Raw genomic sequence first — 16,873 nt, forward strand, 5'->3', positions numbered from 1 at the left:
GGAGCCGCCATGGCCTGGTCCGCCGCGCAATACCTGAAATTCGAGGACGAGCGCACCCGCCCTGCCCGCGACCTGCTGGCACAGGTGCCGGCCGACCTTGTCGCCGGAACCGTCTACGACCTCGGCTGCGGGCCGGGAAACTCGACGGAGCTGCTGGTGGAGCGCTTTCCCGGCCGGGGCGTGCGCGGCGTGGACAATGCCGGCGACATGCTGAAGGCCGCGCGCCGGCGCCTGCCCGGCGTCGATTTCGTCGAATGCGACCTTCTGAAATGGCGCCCGCACGAGCCGGCTGCCCTGCTCTTCGCCAATGCCGTCTTCCAGTGGCTGCCCGATCCGGTGGCGCTGATGGCGCGGCTGGTGGAGGGCTTGCGGCCCGGCGGCGTGCTGGCCGTGCAGATGCCGGACAACTGCAACGAACCCTCCCATCTCCTGATGGAGGAAAGTGCTCTTGCCGGCCCCTGGCGGGGCGCCTTTGCCGAGGGCACGCCACGGCGCGGCCCGATGCCCGACCCGGCCGCCTGTTTCGACGCGCTCGGTCCAAAGGCCGCCCGCGTCGATGTCTGGCACACCGTCTACAACCATCCCATGGCGGATGCGGCCGCCATCGTCGACTGGGTGAAGGCGACGGGCCTGCGTCCCTATCTCGACCGCCTGCCGGCCGGAGAGCACGACGCCTTCCTCGCGGACTACGAGAACCGGATCGCGAACGCCTACCCGCCGATGGCCGACGGGCGCCGGCTGCTGCGCTTCCCGCGGCTCTTCATCATCGCCGTCAAGGGCTGATCACCGCCCCGCGCGGAACCTCTCCTTGAGTCTCGCGATGTCCGCCGCACTCCAGTCCGTCACGTCCGTCACGGCGATCCACGGATCGACATAATGCTCGCCTGCATAGACATGGCCGAGCCCCATCGGCGTCGTGGTCGCCATGGCCATGTCGAGCGTCAACTGCAGGAAGGTGACGACCGGATACCATTCGAAATCCGGCGAGACATCCGGCCCGCGCGGCACGGCCATCCAGGCCGGCTGGCGGTAGAAGGCATAGGGATCGTAGAAGGTGATCGGGTCGCTGGCATATTGCAGATAGACGATGCGCATCGGCCCCCAATGGTCGCCCGCCGCAGGCAGCACGTTCTTCTGGCTGGTGAAGCGCACATAGGAACCGTCACGGAAGCGCGGCAGCCAGGCGGGCGTGCCGGGATTGCGGTCCGCCGTCATCTTGCGCCAGATGCGGCTCGGAAACGGCGGGCCGGCCCACAGCGCCCCCTGGTAGGGATCGCCGATCACCTCGAAGAGTTCGGCCGACTGTTCCGACGACAGCGCGCCGAGGCTTAGGCCGTAGAGATAGAGCTTCGGCCTCTTGTCCTTCGGCAGGCTCGTCCAGTGGCCGTAGACCGCGCGGAAGAGCGCCCGCGCGGCCTCGGCGCCATAGTCCGGCTCGGCGAGCAGCGAAAGCCAGCTGGCGAGATAGGAATACTGGATGGCGACGCTGGCGATGTCGCCATGGTGCAGGTACTCGACCGTGTCGATGCCCTCCGGATCGATCCAGCCGGTGCCGGTCGGCATGACGATGACGAGCGTCGCGCGCTCGAAGCCGCCGACACGGATCAGCTCGTCGAGCGCGACCTTTGCCCGCGCCTCCGGCGTCTCGGCGGCGTTGAGGCCGGCATAGACGCGCAGAGGCTCCATCGCCGGCCTGCCCGTGAAGACGGCGATGTCCTCTCCCGTCGGTCCGCTCGCCACGAAGGAGCGGCCCATGCGGCCAAGCTCGTCCCAACGCACCAGCGAGGCGGTGCTGCCGGATTTTCTGGGATCGGAAGGTTCGGCCGTGTCCGGCTCGATCACCTGGTCGAGCCGGCGGAAGGAGGAATCGGCCGTATGCAGCACGAAGCGCACCAGAATGCCGTCGGCCAGCGTCCAGAACAGCGTCGCGGCCAGCGCCGTGCCGATGACGGAGGAGAGCCGCCGCGGCGCCGCCCGGCGCGAGGTCCTCGCGAACAGCCGGGCGAGAAAGGCGAAGAGCCGCCCGAGGCCGAAGAGCACGAGGAAGACGGCGAGCGCGATGAGCCCGACATAGAAGGGATGCGCCGTCTCGATCGGCGGCAGCTGCATCAGCGTGCGGATGGAGTTCTGCCACTCCGCCGTGCGCCAGAGGAAGACCAGCGCCACGACGGCGCAAAGGCCCCCCGCGCCCGCGGCAAGCCAGAGACGGACCCGGTCCTTCGCCTCCGGCAGCTCGAGCCAGAACCACAGCGCGGCAAGCGCCACGCCGAGCCCGTAGCCGCAGGCCATGGCGACGCCCGAGAGCACGCCCTGCGTGACATAGGTGCGCGGCAGGAGGCTTGGCGTCAGCGAGGCGGCAAAACACAGCGTGCCCAGGATCAGCCCGGTGGCGGAGAAGGAGAGGATGAAGCGCCAGAGCCGATCCCGCATGACTACCCTTCCGTCGTTCCATTCACCTTGCGCGGGCAAGCCTTGCACGGCGGCGGGAGCGAGGCAATCCGCACGCCGGCTCGTGTTCGGCAAAAGCCCCCGCATCCACAGGCCAAGACCGTCGCCCTTGCCGGCCGTTCGCGGTAAGCTCCGGCGGTTTCGGGAGGAGAGCAGAATGCGCAAGGAAAAACCGGCGGACAGCCCGGATGCCTATGTCGTGGCCCTCGACGGCTGGCGACGCGAGACCGTCGAGAGGCTGCGCGCCGCCGTCCTTGCCGCAGGAGCGCTGGAGGAGCGCATCAAGTGGGGTCACATCGTGTGCTTTTCCAACGGCCCGGTGCTGTTGATCCGCGCCGAGGCGGCCCGCGTGCTCTTCGGCTTCTGGCGCGGCAAGCGGCTGCGCGAGATCGAGCCGCGGCTGAAACCCGGCGGCAAATACGAAATGGCGACGATGGTCTACGTCGAGGGAGGTCCTGTGGATACGGCGGTCGCCGAACGGCTTGCTCGTGAGGCCATTCGCTTGAACGCCGAGATCGGTGATCCGACGAGGAGTTCCTAGAACAGTTCCAGCCGAAGCGAAATCGCTTCAGCGTCGGATAATGCTCCAGATGAGTTGTGGGCCGCCCCTCTTCTCCGAGCTGTCTTGTAGCACCGCCATCTCTCCTCCGTCATCCTCGGGCTTGACCCGAGGATCCATGCTACGAACTCAAGCTATGTCGCGGGGCGTGAACCCTCGGGTCAAGCCCGAGGATGACGGAGGAGAGATATTTGCCCTGATTCCATAAACAAAAAAGCCCCGCGACCTCTCGGTCGCAGGGCTCGTTTCATCTCACCGTCGCCTCAGCTGTCGAGGAACGAGCGCAGCTTGCGCGAGCGGCTCGGGTGCTTCAGCTTGCGCAGCGCCTTCGCCTCGATCTGGCGGATACGTTCGCGCGTCACCGAGAACTGCTGACCGACCTCTTCGAGCGTATGGTCGGTGTTCATGCCGATGCCGAAGCGCATGCGCAGCACGCGTTCCTCGCGCGGCGTCAGCGAGGCGAGCACGCGGGTCGTCGTCTCGCGCAGGTTCGCCTGGATGGCGGCGTCGATCGGCAGCAGCGCGTTCTTGTCCTCGATGAAATCGCCGAGGTGGCTGTCTTCCTCGTCGCCCACGGGCGTTTCGAGCGAGATCGGCTCCTTGGCGATCTTCAGCACCTTGCGCACCTTTTCAAGCGGCATGGCGAGCTTTTCGGCAAGCTCTTCCGGCGTCGGCTCGCGGCCGATCTCGTGCAGCATCTGGCGCGAGGTGCGCACGATCTTGTTGATCGTCTCGATCATGTGCACCGGAATGCGGATCGTGCGGGCCTGGTCGGCGATCGAGCGGGTGATCGCCTGGCGGATCCACCACGTCGCATAGGTCGAGAACTTGTAGCCGCGGCGATACTCGAACTTGTCCACCGCCTTCATCAGGCCGATATTGCCTTCCTGGATGAGGTCCAGGAACTGCAGGCCGCGGTTCGTGTACTTCTTGGCGATCGAGATCACGAGACGGAGGTTGGCTTCCACCATCTCCTTCTTGGCGATGCGCGCCTCGCGCTCGCCCTTCTGCACCATGTGCACGATGCGGCGGAATTCCGAGATGGAGATGCCGGTCTCGGTGGCGAGATTCTGGATCTCCTGGCGGATGTCGCGGATCGTCGTGTTCTCGCTCTTGGCGAATTCCTTCCAGCCGCGGGCCGCAAGGTTGGCGATCGACTTCATCCAGTTCGGATCGAGCTCCGCGCCGTTGTACTGTTCGAGGAACGAGTCGCGCTTGACCCCGTAGCTCTCGGCAAGGCGCAAGAGGCGGCCCTCGTTCTGCACGAGGCGCTTGTTGATGTCGTAGAGCTGCTCGACGAGGCTGTCGACGCGGTTCTGGTTGAGCGACAGCGACTTGACGGCGGTGATCAGCTCGTCCTTGAGCTCCTTGTAGCGGCGCTCCTGGGCGGGCGAGAGCGTGCCGGTCGCCTGCAGGCGGGCTTCCACCTGCTGGTCCTGCAGCTTGCGCAGCTTCTTGTAGGTCTCGGCGATCGTGTCGAGGGTCTCCATGACCTGCGGGCGCAGTTCCGCTTCCATGGCGGCGAGCGAGAGGTTCGACTCGTCGTCGTCCTCTTCCTCCTCCTCCGGCGGCAGGCCTTCGCCGCCGACATTGGTGATGTCGTCGTCGTTGGCGGCACGGGGCTTGCGGGTCTTTTCCTTCTCCTCGGCCGCCTTGCGGTCGGCCTCGATCTTCTCCGGCGACTGGAACTGCGGGGCAGCCTTCGCCTCGGGACCGGAATAGGTCGTCTCGAGATCGATGATCTCGCGCAGGAGGGTCTGGCCTTCGTTGAGTTCATCCCGCCAGATGATGATGGCCTGGAACGTCAGCGGGCTCTCACAGAGGCCGGCGATCATCGTCTCGCGGCCGGCCTCGATGCGCTTGGCGATGGCGATTTCGCCCTCGCGCGACAGAAGCTCGACGGAGCCCATCTCGCGCAGGTACATGCGCACCGGGTCGTCCGTGCGGTCGGTCGGCTCCTTCTTCTTGGCGGTCGCAAGCGCGGTGCCGCCGGAAGCGGCCAGCTCCCCGCCTTCGCCCTCGTTGTCGTCGTCGCCGCCGTCTTCCTCGCCGCCCTGGGCCGCCTCTTCGGCGTCCTCGTCCTCGATGACGTTGATGCCCATGTCGGAGAGCATGGCCATCGTGTCCTCGATCTGCTCCGAGGTCACTTCCTCGGACGGCAGGACCGAATTCAGCTCGTCCATGGTGACATAGCCGCGCTTCTTGGCGGCCTTGATCATCTTCTTGACGGCATCGTCGGAAAGATCGAGAAGAGGGCCGTCGGATGCGCCTTCGCGTTCGTTTTCGACTTCCTCGTTCTCTTTGACCTTTGTCGCCATTTATTTCGTCGCTTTCCTGAGCATCAGTTTCCAAGCGGTTAGGGGCTCCGCGCCGATCGCCTTCCGGCGTCGTTAGCGCGAATCAGCGTCCCTGACCTAACGGATTGACAATTAAATCCCGATTAACCACATCCCGGCCCTCGGGCGTGTGGCGATGTTGCCGAAGCAACACAATTGACATGACTTCCCGATCCGCCGTACCCATTCCTTCTCAGCCAACAATGGTGATTCCCAGAATTTTCGGTTACGTCAAGCTTTTCCGGCAAAAAAGCCGGAAAAGGTTCCGATTCGGGTTCGCGGACAGGAAAGTCGGCGGATCCGGGCGATTATCCCTCATGTAGGCGCCCTTCGGAAAAAGACAAGGGCCGCCAATCGCCCGGAAATCAATGTCTTGCGCCGACCGATTCGCCCTCCCGGTCAAAAGGAGCGCCCGTCGACCTTGTTGATCGTCAGGGTCTCCAGATCGATCGCCGGAATGCAGCGCAGATTGACCGCCGCCATCCTGTTTCCTTTCGGGTCGCTTCCCTCGCCATAGGGCGCGATGCCGCACTTGGCGCAGAAATGATGCTGGATGACATGACGGTTGAAGGTGTAGGTCGAGACATCCTCCTTCGGCGTGGTCAGGCGCAGGTTCTCCGCGGGCACGAAGGCGAGCAGGCCGCCGCGCCGGCGGCACATCGAACAATTGCAGTCGAGCCCGCTATCGAACTCGCCCTCCACCTCGAAGGCGACGTTGCCGCAGTGACAGCTTCCCTCGTATTTCATGTCCAGACCTCCTGTTAATTCCAGTCCATGACGACCTTGCCGGAATTGCCCGAGCGCATCGCCTCGAAGCCGTCACGGAATTCATCGATCCTGATGCGATGGGTGATGATCGGCGCAAGATCGAGCCCGCCCTGCACGAAGGCGATCATCTTGTACCAGGTCTCGAACATCTCGCGGCCATAGATGCCCTTCAGCGTCAGCATCTTGAAGATCACCTTGTTCCAGTCGATGCCGAAACCGTCGGGCGCGATGCCGAGGATGGCGATCTTGCCGCCATTGTTCATCGTGTCGATCATCGAGCGGAAGGCCGGCGGCGCGCCGGACATTTCTAGGCCGACATCGAAGCCCTCGGTCATGCCGATCTCGGTCATCACCTGCGAAAGGTCCTCCTTCGAGGCGTCGACGACATGATCGATGCCGACCTTGCGGGCAAGATCGAGGCGGACGGGATTGATATCGGTGATCACGACCTTCCGCGCGCCGGAGCGCTTTGCCACCATCGCCCCCATGATGCCGATCGGCCCGGCACCGGTGACGAGCACGTCCTCGCCGACGAGGTCGAAGGACAGCGCGGTGTGCACGGCGTTGCCGAACGGGTCGAAGATCGCCGCCACCTCGTCGGGAACATCATCCGGGATCGGCACCACATTGTGCTCGGGAATGCAGACGAATTCTCCGAACGAACCCGGCCGGTTGACGCCGACGCCCTTGGTATAGTGGCAGAGGTGCCCGCGGCCGGCGCGGCAATTGCGGCACTTGCCGCAGACGATGTGCCCCTCGCCCGAGACCCGCTCGCCGACATGGTACTTGGTGACGGCCGAGCCGACCTCGGCGATCTCGCCGACGAATTCGTGGCCGACGACCATCGGCACGGGGATCGTCTTCTGCGCCCAATGGTCCCAGTTCCAGATATGCACGTCCGTGCCGCAGATCGCCGATTTCTTCACCCGGATCAGCACGTCGTTCGGGCCGACCTCCGGCACCGGAACATTTTCCATCCACAGGCCGACTTCAGGTTTTGCTTTAACCAGCGCACGCATCATGTTCGACATGACGAAATCTCCGCAAGGGATTCAGACGATTCTCTAAATGACGCCCAGTTCACGCCCGACTTCGGCAAAGACCTCGATCGCCTTGCGAACATCCGCCTCCTCATGCGCCGCCGACATCTGGGTGCGGATGCGCGCCTGGCCGCGCGGCACGACAGGGAAGGAAAAGCCGATGACGTAGACGCCCTTCGCCAGCATGCGCGAGGCCATTTCCTGCGCGAGGCTCGCATCGCCCAGCATGACCGGGATGATCGGATGCCCCTCGCCCGCAAGCGTGAAGCCGAGCTTCGTCATCTCGGCGCGGAAGAGATCGGCATTGGCATAGAGGCGCTCGCGCAACGCATCGCCATTGTCGATGAGATCGAACACCTTGAGCGAAGCGGCCGCGATGACCGGCGCCAGCGTGTTGGAGAAGAGGTAGGGCCGCGAGCGCTGGCGCAGCCACTCCACGACCTCCCGCCGGCCGGACGTATAGCCGCCGGAAGCACCGCCCAGCGCCTTGCCGAGCGTGCCGGTGATGATGTCCACCCGCCCCTCGACGCCGCAATGCTCGGCCGAGCCGCGGCCATGTTTTCCCACAAAGCCGACGGCATGGCTGTCGTCCACCATGACCATCGCGCCGTATTTTTCCGCAAGGTCGCAGACGCCCTGAAGGTTGGCGATGATGCCGTCCATCGAGAAGACGCCGTCCGTGGCGATCATCTTGAAGCGCGCGCCTTCCGCCTTCTTCAGCTCCTCCTCCAGGCTCGCCATGTCGTTGTTGGCATAGCGGAAGCGCTTCGCCTTGGAGAGCCGCACGCCGTCGATGATCGAGGCGTGGTTCAGCGCATCGGAGATGATGGCGTCCTCCTCGGAGAGCAGGGTCTCGAAGAGGCCGCCATTGGCGTCGAAGCAGGAGGAATAGAGGATGGTGTCCTCCAGCCCGAGGAAGGACGAGATGCGCGCCTCCAGCTCTTTGTGCTCCTCCTGCGTGCCGCAGATGAAGCGCACCGAGGCCATGCCGTAGCCGTAGCGGTCGAGCGCCTGCTTGCCGGCCTCGGCCAGGTCCGCGTTGTCGGCAAGGCCGAGATAGTTGTTGGCGCAGAAGTTCAGCACGCGCTCGCCCGAGGCGACGGCGATCTCGCCGGCCTGCTTGGAGGTGATCACGCGCTCCGACTTGTAGAGGCCCGCGGATTTGAGGCCGTCGATTTCGGACTGGAGATGGGCGATGAAGGCGGAGGTCATGGGCACGCACTCGCGGAAATGGTGGAAAGGTTCAGGCGGCGACGGCTCAGGCCGCGCTCGCCGCATAGGCGCCGATCAGTTTCTCGTAGTCCTCCATCGGCGGGAACTTTTCATAGCTGTGCACGGCCGGCGTCTGCGCCCAGGCGAGCTTTTCGCTCGTATAGGTCTCGATGAACGGGCTGTACCAGCCGGTCTCGTCCAGCATGGTCGGCCGCACATTGACGAAGAAATCGAACCCGGCGGGCCGGGTGAACATCCAGGTCATGCAATCCGGGCAGAAATGATGGCCGGCCTCCGCGCTCGCCCCGGCGACGACGGGATCGCCCGCGATGACGGCAAAGCCCTCCGCCGGGATCGCCGCGCTCAGTGAATAGGCGCTGCCCGACATGTGCTGGCAGCCGGTGCAATGGCAGGCCATGGTGAGCATCGGCGGTGCACTGATGCGGATTTTCACACGCCCGCAACGGCAGGCGCCGTCGAGCGGCAGGTCCGGTCTTTTCATGGGCACGGCTCCCCTTCCGTTAGACGCCGGCTTGTCGTTCTGATCATGGTGCCGGCGAATTGCTCCACTGCGATAGTTCTAGCGCAGCGGAAAGCGACGTAAAGGGTTGCGCCGCTCTTTTCGCCGTTTCAGGACCGTTCGCAGGCGATCAGCAGGAACATCGGCCGGTTGAGCTCCACCTGCCATTCCGGATGTGCCGCAAGCTGCGCCTCGCTCGGCCGCCATTCCTCGACCTGGCGGATGGAAAAGCCGGCGGCGATCAACGCATTGAGGGTCGTGCCGAGCGTACGGTGGTGCTTGACGACGCCCTTGGCGAGCCAGTCCGTCGTGCGCGGGCCTTCGACGAGATAATCGTCGACCGGCCAGACAGTCCGGCCGTCTATCTCCGACCAATCCGGCCGGGACGGCGCCATGTAGAGCGGATGCTCGATGGTGAAGACGAAGGAGGCGCCCGGTACCAGCGCGGCATGGACGGTGCGCACCAGCCGGCCGAAATCCTTAATATAGTGGAAGGCGAGCGAGCTGTAGGCGAAATCGAAGGCCCCGGCCGGCAATTCCAGCCGGTCGAGATCGGCGATCTCGTAGCGGACGGCGGGAGACGCCGTCTCCGCCCGGGCGCGGGCGATCATGTTCTCCGAGAGGTCGAGGCCGAGCACGCTTTCCGCCCCCGCCTCCGCCGCGTGGCGCGCGAACCAGCCAAAACCGCAGCCGAGATCGACGATGCGCTTGCCCGCCAGGTCCGGCAGCAGCGCGCGCACCGCCTCCCACTCCGCCGCGCCCGCAAGGCCATGCACCGAACGGGGAAGACTGGAATAGCCCTCGAAGAAGGCGGGCTGGTCGTAGATGTTCTGGGCCATGGCGATCCTTTCGCACCGGAGATAGCGCCTTTTTGCGAAAGGACAAAGTCGTGCATTGCCGCGGGCCTGGCGGCCGCAGGGTTGACAGGACAGTGCTTGCCCTGTCCGGTGGCGGCGCGAAAGGATTTGGGCCATGACGATACTGGAAAGATTCTCCCAGAAGGGCCGCGTGGCGCTCGTCACCGGCGGCGGCCGCGGCCTGGGTTTCGAGATCGCCAAGGCGCTGGCCGAGGCCGGCGCCCATGTGGTGGTCACGGGCCGCACGGCCGCGACGCTCGACCGGGCGGTCGAGAGGATCGCGGCAGCCGGCGGCAGCGCCGCCGCGGCAGCCTTCGACATCGCCGACCGGACCGCCCAGCGCGCCGTGCTCGCCGGGATCGAACAGGCGCACGGCCGGCTCGACGTGCTCGTCAACAATGTCGGCGCCCGCGACCGCCGGCCGCTGTCGGAGATGGACGACGCGGCGATCGACGAATTGATCCGCACAGACCTTTCCGCCGCCGCGAGCCTCTCGCGTGACGCCGCCGCGCTGATGAAGCGCAACGGCCACGGGCGGCTGATCGCCATCACCTCGATCGGCGGCCATGTGGCCATGCCGAACGACGGCATCTACCCCGCCGCCAAGCACGGCCTCACCGGCCTCATGCGCAGCATGGCCGTCGAATACGCCCCGCACGGCATTACCAGCAACGCCATCGCCCCCGGCTGGTTCGCGACGGAAACCAACGCGGCGCTTGCCGCCGACGAGGGCCTGATGCCCTTCGTGCGCCAGCGCATCCCCGTCCAGCGCTGGGCCCGCGCCGACGAGATCGCCGGCGCCGCCCTGTTCCTCGCCAGCGACGCGGCGTCCTTCGTCAACGGCCATGTGCTGGTCGTCGACGGCGGCATGACCGTCCGCATGTAGCGGCCGGGTCTGCGCCTCATCCGGCTTGCCGCGCCGCAGCCGCCTCCAGCGGCGCGATGTCGAGCTTGACCATCTGGAGCATCGCCTCCGTCACGCGCTTGACCTTCGCCTGGTCCGGGTCGCTCATCAGCTCGCCGAGCCGCGTCGGCGCGATCTGCCAGGAAAGGCCCCAGCGGTCCCTCAGCCAGCCGCACTGCTCCACCGAGCCGCCGTCCCGCAGCGCATCCCAAAGCCGGTCGAGGTCGCCCTGCGTCTCGCATTCGACCATGATGGAGAAGCTGTGGTTGAACGGGTCGAGCGGGCCGGCCTCGATTGCCATGTAGCGCTGGTCGCCGAGCGTGAAGCTGGCGATCTTCACGCTGCCCGGCGGTCCGCTCGGCGTTTCGGCCGGAAGCGACGAGACCCAATGGACCGAGGAACCGGGAACAAGCGACGTGTAGAAGCCGATCGCGGCCTCCATGTCCTTCTCGAACCAGAGATGCTGCGTAACCTTCATCGGACTGTCCTCCTTGCTTGAACCCACACAAGGACGAGGAGGACCGGAACGTTCCGACAGCGGCGTTAAAAAATCAGCCGCTGAATTCGTCGATGACGGCGAGGAAGGCGTCGCCGAACCGGTCGCGCTTGGAAACGCCGATGCCGGGAATGTCCAGCAGCTCCTCCCGGTCGCGCGGACGTTCCTTGGCAAGCGCGATCAGCGTCGTGTCCGGGAAGACGACATAGGGCGGCACGTCGAGGTCCTTGGCGATGGACAGCCGCTCGGCGCGCAGCAGCTCGAAGAGCTCGCGGTCGGAGCCCGCGAGGTTGGAGCGTTCGCGGGCGGCAGGAGAGCCGCCGGCCTTGCCCTTGCGCCCCGCCTGAGGGCGATCCTTGCGCAGGAGGACCTGCCGCTCGTGTCGGAAGACGGCGCGCGCCTCGGGCTCCAGCTTCAGCGCGCCATAGGCGGCGTGGTCGACGCTGATGAGGCCGGCCGCCAGAAGCTGCCGGAAGATCGACTGCCAGACGCGCCCGGCAATGTCCTTGCCCGCCCCGAAGACCGGCATGGAGGTGTGGCCGAAGCGCTCGGTCTTCTCGTTGACCGCGCCCACCAGCACGTCGATGACATGGGCGGCGCCGAAGCGCTCGCCGGTGCGGTAGACGGCGGCGAGCGCCTTGATCGCCGCTTCCGTGCCGTCCCAGGTCTCGACCGGGTTGCGGCAGGTATCGCAATTGCCGCAATGGCCGGAATGGCTTTCGCCGAAATGCGCCAGGATGGCCTTGCGCCGGCAGCCGGCCGTCTCGCAGATGGCGAGCAGCGCCGTCAGCTTGGCGCGCTCGATGCGCTTGACCTCCTCGGACGCCCCGCCCTCGTCGATCATCTTGCGGCGCTGCACGACGTCGGCCATGCCATAGGCCATCCAGACCTCGGAGGGCAGGCCGTCGCGCCCGGCGCGCCCCGTCTCCTGGTAATAGGCCTCCACCGAGCCCGGCAGGTCGAGATGGGCGACATAGCGCACATCCGGCTTGTCGATGCCCATGCCGAAGGCGACCGTCGCGACGAGGCAGAGGTTCTCCTCCTTCAGGAAGGCATCCTGGTTGGCGTCGCGCACCGCGCGGTCGAAGCCGGCATGGTAGGGCAGCGCGCGAACGCCCTGCGCGTTCAGCCAGTCGGCCGTGTCCTCCACCTTGGCGCGCGACAGGCAGTAGACGATGCCGCTCTCGCCCTGGTGGCGCGAGAGGAAGCGCAGCAATTGCTGGCGCGCCTGGTCGCGCTCGGCGATCTCGTAGGAAATGTTCGGCCGGTCGAAGCTGGTGGTGAAGACCGCCGCGTCCTGAAGGCCGAGCCGCTCGATGATGTCGCCGCGGGTGTGCGGATCGGCCGTCGCCGTCAGCGCGATGCGCGGAACGCCGGGATAGCGCTCGCCGAGAACGCCGAGCGCCCGGTATTCCGGCCGGAAATCATGACCCCATTGCGAGACGCAATGCGCCTCGTCGATGGCGAAGAGCGCGATGCGCGCATCGGCGACGAGCTCGGCAAAGCCTTCCGTGACGATACGCTCGGGCGTGACGTAGAGGAGATCGAGCTCGCCCGCGCGCATGGCATCGCGCACGGCGAAGAATTCCTCGCGCGTCAGGGAGGAATTCAGCGCGGCAGCCCTGACGCCGAGTTGCTTCAGCGCCTCCACCTGGTCGCGCATCAGCGCGATCAGCGGCGAGATGACGATGCCGACGCCCTCGCGGCAGAGCGCCGGGATCTGGAAGCAGAGCGACTTGCCGGCACCGGTCGGGAACAGCACGACGGCATCGCCGCCGCCGACCACATGCTCGACCACCGCCTGCTGCTTGCCGCGGAAGGCATCATAGCCGTAGACGCGCTTGAGCACGTCGAGCGGATCGTCCGTCGGCGCATCGAACAGGGCGGCAAGGGGGGTGGAAGGTCGGGCTTCGATCATCATCTGCACTTTCGTTCCCCCCATTCTGACCAAGCGGGCGTGGTTCGGCAACCGCCCGCGCGCCGACGTCCACCGCTCAATAATGTTCTTGATTTGTTCCAATTTCAAGATAAGGTTGCAAAAAATCGACATGGGAGAGGCAGGAATGGATGTCTATGCAACCCTCGGCACATCGGATGCCGCGGCCACCACGCCCTTTTACGACGCCGTCCTCGCGACGATCGGCTGGGCCGTGCGGGCGGATTATCCGGGATTGCGCGGCTACACCCGAGGCGGCGGCCCCGACGGCTTCATCCTCTGGCTGTGCACGCCCTTCGACGGCGCGCCGGCAAGCCCCGGCAACGGCACCATGATCGGCTTTCCCGCCGCCTCGCATGACGAGGTGGGGGCCTTCCATGCGGCCGCCCTCGCCCATGGCGGAACGGACGAAGGCGCGCCCGGCCCGCGCCCGCATTACGGCCCCAACTGGTATTCCGCCTATGTCCGCGATCCGGTCGGCAACAAGCTTGCCATCGTCTACGACGAATGAGGACCGGGGCGGCGGCTACTTGCCCGCCGGCCCCTTCACGCGGCCGGAGAGCACGCCGAAGCCCTCGATGATGGCTTCCTGGTTCTCCAGGCGCACGGTCTCCATCTGCACCTCCTGCAGCGCGCGAAGGATCTGGGGGACCCGTTCGCCGTCGCCCTCCTCGGTCGCAACGGCAAGCTCGCGCTCCAGCTCGCGGCGCTGCCAGAGCAGGGCGCGGGTGCGCTTGTGCAGGGCGAGCGCCTGGAGGAAGCCCTCGCGGGCATCCTCGGGCGCGGCCTCCGCCGTCGCGGTCCACAGGCGGGAGTTGCGGATCTGCTGGTCGAGCCCGCGCAGCAGCGTGTCGAAGCCTGCCGCCTCCAGTTCCTCGACCAGCCGGTCGCGTTCCAGCCGGGCGCCGACGGAGCCGGCAATGCCGAGCAGCGCCGACCAGAGCCGCTGCAGGTCGCGGTTCTCGTATTCGATGATGGCGATCTCGTCATAATCGCTGAAGAGCAGGCCGGGATGATTGACGACGGTGAGCGCCAGCACGCTTTCGCGCAGCGCCGGCAGCTCCTGCGCGCCACGCACCAGCGCCGAGCGCGCCAGCCGGTCGGAAATGCCCGAGGAGACGGACGTGCCCTGCTGCGCGCCGCTTCCGAGGCGTTGCCCCGCACGGCCTCTGCCGGCGACAAAGCCGCCCTGCCGTTGCGCGGGGCGGAAGAAGGCGTTCAGCCGGTCGCGCATGTTCTGCTGGTAGTGGCGGCGCACATCCTCGTCGGCGATCACGCCGGTGACCTGGCGCAGGCGCGCCTCGAGCGCCGCCCGGCTTTCCGGCGTCTCGAAACTCACACCCTGCACCTCGCGGCTCCAGATCATCTCGGCGAGCGGCCGGGCGCCTGCCATCACCTTGTCGAAGGGCGCGCGGCCCTCCTGGCGCACGAGGTCGTCCGGGTCCTTGCCGTCGGGCAGCAGCGCGAAGCGCACGGTGCGCTCCGGCTTGATGAAGGGCAGCGCGAGGTCGGCGGCGCGGTTCGCCGCGCGAATGCCCGCGCCATCGCCATCGAAGCACAGCACCGGCTCCGGCGTCATCTTCCACAACAGGTCGAGCTGGTTTTCCGTGAGCGCCGTGCCGAGCGGCGCAACGGCATTCTCGATGCCGGCCTGGTGGAGCGCGATCACGTCCATATAGCCTTCGACGGCGATCACCGTGCCAGCGGTCTTCTCGTCCTGTCCGGCGCGGCTCGCGCCCTGCGCGGCCTTGCGGGCCCGGGCGTGGTTGTAGAGCACATTGCCCTTGTGGAAGAGCTCGGTCTCGTTGGAATTGAGGTATTTTGCCGGCGCATCCGGCGACATGGCGCGCCCGCCGAAGGCGATGACCTTCTCGCGCACCGAGAGGATCGGGAACATGATGCGGTCGCGGAAGCGGTCGTAGGAGACCGGGATGTCCGGCCCGTGCACGACGAGGCCGCAAGCCTCGATCGCCTCCTTCGGCACGCCCTTGCCGGCAAGGAACTCCTTCAGCGCATTGCGGCTTTCCGGCGCATAGCCGAGCCGGAAGGTCTCGATGGTGCGCCCCGTCAGGCCGCGGTCGCGCAGGTAGGCGCGCGCCTTCGCGCCTGCCGGCGTCTGGAGCTGGTCCTCGAAGAAGCGGGCGGCCATCTCCATGACCTCGACGAGGCCGGTGCGCTCCTTCTCGCGCTGCTCGGCCTCGCGGTCGGGCTGCGGCATGGCGACGCCCGCCATGTCGGCGATCTGCTGCACGGCCTCCGGGAAGGACAGGCCGTCGAGATCGGTGAGAAAGCGGAAATGGTCGCCGGAGACGCCGCAGCCGAAACAATGGTAGAGGCCCCTGCGGTCCTCGCAGTGGAAGCTCGGCGACTTTTCGCCATGGAACGGGCAGCAGGCCCAGTAGTCGCCGCGCGACACATTGGTCTTGCGACGATCCCAGGTCACGCGTTTGCCGATCACCTCCGAAATGGAGACGCGGTCGCGGATCTCGTCTAGGAAGGCATTGGAAAAGCGCATGGGTCCCTCGGTCGGGGTCCATATAACCATGCACGGCGCCCACCGCCAGCGATAGTCGCCTGCCCACAGCAATTCACAGGCACCGTCAGAAACCCATGTCCGGCGCATAGAAGCAGCGCGGCGTGTCCTCGGTCGGGTAGAGACAGAGATGGTACTCGCCGTCCTGCGAGCGGCGCGTCATGTCCTGCGGCATGAGGAAGATGTGGCTGCGGGTGGCGAGGCGATGATCGCCGGGCGCCAGCGTCACCCGGTAGCCGCCGGCGATGATGCGCACGGTGGTGGCGGGAATCATCTGGCAGTCACCGTTATGGCTGTTGCCGTTGCAGCAGAAGGCCTCGTACTGCCAGCCGCTCGCCGCGTCATGCGCGACGGCCGGCCCCGCAACAAGGAGCGGCGCGAGGGAAAGAAGGAACGTCAGACGCATCGGCTCGGCCTCCTTGGACGGCCACCGGGCATTCGACGCAAAACATATCCGGCGGCATCGCATGCACTTCGCCGGGGCGAGCCGATGGGCGATCGCCGCCGCATCGTCGGGCTCCTGTTGACCGATACAACGGCATTCGGCGCGTTTGGTTCCCGCCGATTGCCCGGCATGCGTGCCGCGACGAAACCCACCCACCGAACAGAAAGGGCGGCCGAAGCCGCCCCTCATCCGGATAATGTCGTTGCCGGCCTACTTCAGGAGGTCCTTCACCACGCCGGAGGCCTTGGCGAAATCCATCTGGCCGGGATAGCGCTCCTTGAGCACGGCCATGACCTTGCCCATGTCGCGCAGGCCCTGCGCGCCGATTTCGGCGATGGCCGCGGCGATGAGGTCCTTCATCTTGTCCTCGGCGATCTGCTCGGGCAGGAAGCTCTCGATGACCTTGATTTCCTCGCGCTCCTGCGCGGCGAGTTCCGGCCGGCCGTTCTCGGAGAAGATCTTGGCCGATTCCTCGCGCTGCTTGATCATCTTGGCAAGGATCTGCAGCAGTTCGTCGTTCTCGACCGGCCCCTTGCCGACACCGCGGTTGGCGATGTCGCAGTCCTTCAGCTTGGCCTGGATCAGGCGCAGCGTGGAGACACGGCAGGCATCCTTGGCCTTGAGTGCATCCTTGAGGGCATTTGCGATCGTATCGCGCATCATTTTCTCCATTGGAAGCCGCCGGCGCCGGATGCGCGGCTGGGCTTCGATCATCGTTCGATTGTGCATGCTCATAGACCGGCAAAGGGCTTGCCGGCAAACGGATTGCGCAAGCGATTGAATCTCAACGCTTTATAATTCCACGCAATCCACAGGCAA

Annotated in this window: 16 protein-coding genes; 4 read left to right on the forward strand and 12 right to left on the reverse strand. The window is 66.2% G+C overall.

Annotated elements, in window-relative coordinates:
- Positions 1–9 precede the first annotated feature (9 nt).
- Positions 10–783: a trans-aconitate 2-methyltransferase gene (gene tam, locus MUU56_RS08890; protein ID WP_244766947.1), complete on the forward strand. Its 774-nt coding sequence runs from the start codon at positions 10–12 to the stop codon at positions 781–783.
- On the opposite strand, the gene MUU56_RS08895 is transcribed toward tam, so the two are convergent.
- Complete coding sequence (locus tag MUU56_RS08895) at positions 784–2,430, reverse strand: alpha/beta hydrolase (RefSeq protein WP_244766948.1); 1,647 nt, start codon at positions 2,428–2,430, stop codon at positions 784–786.
- Between the two features lie 175 nt (positions 2,431–2,605).
- Between MUU56_RS08895 and MUU56_RS08900 the strand changes: the two genes are divergently transcribed.
- The gene (locus tag MUU56_RS08900) at positions 2,606–2,989 is read left to right on the forward strand and encodes a DUF1801 domain-containing protein (protein WP_244766949.1); all 384 of its coding nucleotides are present in this window, start codon (positions 2,606–2,608) and stop codon (positions 2,987–2,989) included.
- A gap of 281 nt (positions 2,990–3,270) precedes the next feature.
- On the opposite strand, the gene rpoD is transcribed toward MUU56_RS08900, so the two are convergent.
- The 6 genes from rpoD to MUU56_RS08930 form a co-directional block, all read right to left on the reverse strand.
- Complete coding sequence (gene rpoD, locus MUU56_RS08905; protein WP_244766950.1) at positions 3,271–5,325, reverse strand: RNA polymerase sigma factor RpoD; 2,055 nt, start codon at positions 5,323–5,325, stop codon at positions 3,271–3,273.
- Between the two features lie 417 nt (positions 5,326–5,742).
- Positions 5,743–6,090 (reverse strand): GFA family protein, encoded by a 348-nt coding sequence (locus MUU56_RS08910; protein WP_244766951.1) that lies wholly within the window; start codon positions 6,088–6,090, stop codon positions 5,743–5,745.
- A gap of 14 nt (positions 6,091–6,104) precedes the next feature.
- Entirely contained in the window at positions 6,105–7,142 is a 1,038-nt protein-coding gene (gene tdh, locus MUU56_RS08915) for an L-threonine 3-dehydrogenase (protein WP_244766952.1), read from the reverse strand.
- A gap of 33 nt (positions 7,143–7,175) precedes the next feature.
- Complete coding sequence (locus MUU56_RS08920) at positions 7,176–8,363, reverse strand: glycine C-acetyltransferase (RefSeq protein ID WP_244766953.1); 1,188 nt, start codon at positions 8,361–8,363, stop codon at positions 7,176–7,178.
- A gap of 46 nt (positions 8,364–8,409) precedes the next feature.
- The gene (locus MUU56_RS08925) at positions 8,410–8,865 is read right to left on the reverse strand and encodes a GFA family protein (protein ID WP_244766954.1); all 456 of its coding nucleotides are present in this window, start codon (positions 8,863–8,865) and stop codon (positions 8,410–8,412) included.
- A gap of 128 nt (positions 8,866–8,993) precedes the next feature.
- Entirely contained in the window at positions 8,994–9,722 is a 729-nt protein-coding gene (locus MUU56_RS08930) for a class I SAM-dependent methyltransferase (RefSeq protein ID WP_244766955.1), read from the reverse strand.
- A 133-nt stretch (positions 9,723–9,855) separates the two neighbouring features.
- Here MUU56_RS08930 and MUU56_RS08935 point away from each other — a divergent pair, with 133 nt between their 5' ends.
- Positions 9,856–10,626 carry an SDR family oxidoreductase gene (locus tag MUU56_RS08935; RefSeq protein ID WP_244766956.1) on the forward strand — a complete coding sequence of 257 codons (771 nt, stop codon included), beginning with the start codon at positions 9,856–9,858 and terminating at the stop codon, positions 10,624–10,626.
- 16 nt (positions 10,627–10,642) lie between these two features.
- Here MUU56_RS08935 and MUU56_RS08940 read toward each other — a convergent pair whose 3' ends face one another.
- Entirely contained in the window at positions 10,643–11,122 is a 480-nt protein-coding gene (locus MUU56_RS08940) for a VOC family protein (RefSeq protein WP_244766957.1), read from the reverse strand.
- 73 nt (positions 11,123–11,195) lie between these two features.
- Positions 11,196–13,058, reverse strand: a complete 1,863-nt coding sequence (gene recQ / locus MUU56_RS08945; protein ID WP_244767156.1) for a DNA helicase RecQ — start codon at positions 13,056–13,058, stop codon at positions 11,196–11,198.
- A gap of 145 nt (positions 13,059–13,203) precedes the next feature.
- On the opposite strand from recQ, the gene MUU56_RS08950 reads away from it, so the two are divergent.
- Entirely contained in the window at positions 13,204–13,587 is a 384-nt protein-coding gene (locus MUU56_RS08950) for a VOC family protein (protein WP_244766958.1), read from the forward strand.
- A gap of 15 nt (positions 13,588–13,602) precedes the next feature.
- On the opposite strand, the gene dnaG is transcribed toward MUU56_RS08950, so the two are convergent.
- The 3 genes from dnaG to MUU56_RS08965 all read right to left on the reverse strand — a co-directional run bounded on the left by dnaG (position 13,603) and on the right by MUU56_RS08965 (position 16,714).
- On the reverse strand, positions 13,603–15,591 hold the full coding sequence (dnaG, locus tag MUU56_RS08955; protein ID WP_244766959.1) for a DNA primase: 1,989 nt from the start codon (positions 15,589–15,591) through the stop codon (positions 13,603–13,605).
- Between the two features lie 85 nt (positions 15,592–15,676).
- Positions 15,677–16,015: a hypothetical protein gene (locus tag MUU56_RS08960; RefSeq protein ID WP_244766960.1), complete on the reverse strand. Its 339-nt coding sequence runs from the start codon at positions 16,013–16,015 to the stop codon at positions 15,677–15,679.
- Positions 16,016–16,264: 249 nt separating this feature from the next.
- Positions 16,265–16,714, reverse strand: a complete 450-nt coding sequence (locus tag MUU56_RS08965; RefSeq protein WP_244766961.1) for a GatB/YqeY domain-containing protein — start codon at positions 16,712–16,714, stop codon at positions 16,265–16,267.
- Positions 16,715–16,873 lie beyond the last annotated feature (159 nt).

This window comes from Shinella yambaruensis (assembly GCF_022899355.1).
Taxonomy (GTDB): domain Bacteria; phylum Pseudomonadota; class Alphaproteobacteria; order Rhizobiales; family Rhizobiaceae; genus Shinella; species Shinella yambaruensis.